This is a genomic window from Rhizobacter sp. P2_H2 (assembly GCF_056403375.1).
Genome location: NZ_JBFUFP010001144.1, coordinates 1 through 1,662, shown reverse-complemented (window position 1 = coordinate 1,662; position 1,662 = coordinate 1). Strand labels below are relative to the sequence as shown.

Genomic DNA, 1,662 nt, shown 5'->3' with positions numbered 1-1,662 from the left:
CTGCTGGATCGAACAGCCGGTGCCGCTGGAGTGGATCAGGCTGATGCCCTGGATCACGCCCTTGTCGTAGTTGTAGCCGCCGAAGCCGTAGAACTCGCCGTAGCCGGTGTCGGGGCTGTACTGCACCATGCCGAACGGCAGCGTCGCGCCGGGGAAGGTGTTGCCGACCGCGCCGCCGGTGCCCTGGTTGTCGGGGTTCGGGTTGCCGATCTTGGTGCCGACGAACGGGTTGACCAGCGGGAGCAGGTCGATGTCGGCCGCCTGCGCGGCTTCGGTCGGAGCGCGTGACGCCGTCGCCGGCGCGTCCTCATGCCCGCCACCGCCGCAGCCGGCCGCCAGCAACGCGGCGAGCCATCCCAGCCGCAGGGCGAAGCCTCGCCGCGGCGTTGAACGATCTTGTCTCAATCTTGTCTCCTCGGTCATCCGTGCGACGGACGATGCACAGCGGAGCTTGGCGTGCGGTCATGTCCGCACGAAACTGCCACACGTCTACTTCTTGCTCTGGAGGCACCCTGGCTGTGCAGCGTAGGGGCAGGCCTGCGCCGCCTCGAGGGGAGATTCCCGCGCAGGAGTCAGCGCAGCGAGCGAAACAAGCCCGGTTCGTCCACGGGGTTCAGGACACCAGGTCCCAGCCCGGCACGCGCTGCATGAAGGCCTGCAGGGCCAGGGCCGGGGCGAGCTCGTCGTCGTCCTCGAAGACGTCGAGGTCGTCGGGCTCGCAGTAGCCGGTGCGCCAGCGCGGCTGCAGGCGCGCGTCGCCGTCCTCGTTCTCGAACAGCACGCGGTAGCCGGTGTGGCGCGGATCGGCCTGGATGCGTTGCGCCAGCGAGACGACATGCGCGCGCTGGCCCTCGATCAGCTGGCAGAAGCGCGCGCCATCGAACACCAGCACGCCGGTGATGCCGAGCTGCTGGTTGCGTTCGCGGGACACGTGCAGAATCTGGGCAACCACCGAGAAGTCCCGACCGGACGCAAGATGGCTGAGATAGAGGAGGCGGTACACGGACAACGGGGCTGGAGAGTTCACGGGAAGGCCGAAACCTCCAATCTATCGGCCGCGGAGGGCCGCACACATGTCAAAAGACACAGCATCGCCACAGCCGGCGGTGCGCGTTCCGTGCAGCGATTGCCCGCTGCGCGCGCTGCCGCTGTTCGTGCCGGCTTCGCCCGATGAGCTGGCGCTGATCCAGTCGCTGAAGCACCGCGAGCTGCGGCGCGACAGCGGGGCCAGCATCATCGACGAGGGGGCGACCGACGCGCCGCTGTTCACGCTGTTCTCCGGCTGGGCCTTCCGCTACAAGACGCTGAGCGACGGTCGCCGGCAGATCCTGAACTTCCTGCTGCCCGGCGACTTCATCGGCGTGCAGCAGAAGATGACCGATGCCGCGGTGCACGGCGTCGAGGCGCTCGGCGAGGCCTGGCTGTGCGTGTTCGAGCGCGATGCGCTGTGGTCGCTGCACCAGCACACGCCGCGGCTCGGCTTCGCGGTCACCTGGCTGGCCGCGCACGAAGAGGCGCTGGTCGACGACAACCTGCTGTCGGTGGGCCGGCGCAGCGCGGCCGAGCGGGTGGCGACGCTGCTGGTGCACCTGTTCCGGCGCGCCGCCGCGCTGCTGCCCGATGYGGGCGCCAACGGCGTGCCGTTCCCGCTGACGCAGCAGC

Annotated in this window: 2 protein-coding genes and 1 pseudogene; 1 reads left to right on the top strand and 2 read right to left on the bottom strand. The window is 69.4% G+C overall.

The features are described 5' to 3' along the window. Window positions 1-405: pseudogene (locus tag AC1D15_RS30965) on the bottom strand (hypothetical protein); the annotation flags it as partial. Window positions 406-613: 208 nt separating this feature from the next. Continuing rightward, window positions 614-1,003, bottom strand: coding sequence for a BLUF domain-containing protein (locus AC1D15_RS30960; RefSeq protein WP_477829050.1), 390 nt, complete (start codon window positions 1,001-1,003; stop codon window positions 614-616). Window positions 1,004-1,073: 70 nt separating this feature from the next. On the opposite strand from AC1D15_RS30960, the gene AC1D15_RS30955 reads away from it, so the two are divergent. Continuing rightward, window positions 1,074-1,662 (top strand): Crp/Fnr family transcriptional regulator (locus AC1D15_RS30955; protein WP_477829049.1); only part of this gene is annotated, 589 nt, incomplete at its 3' end.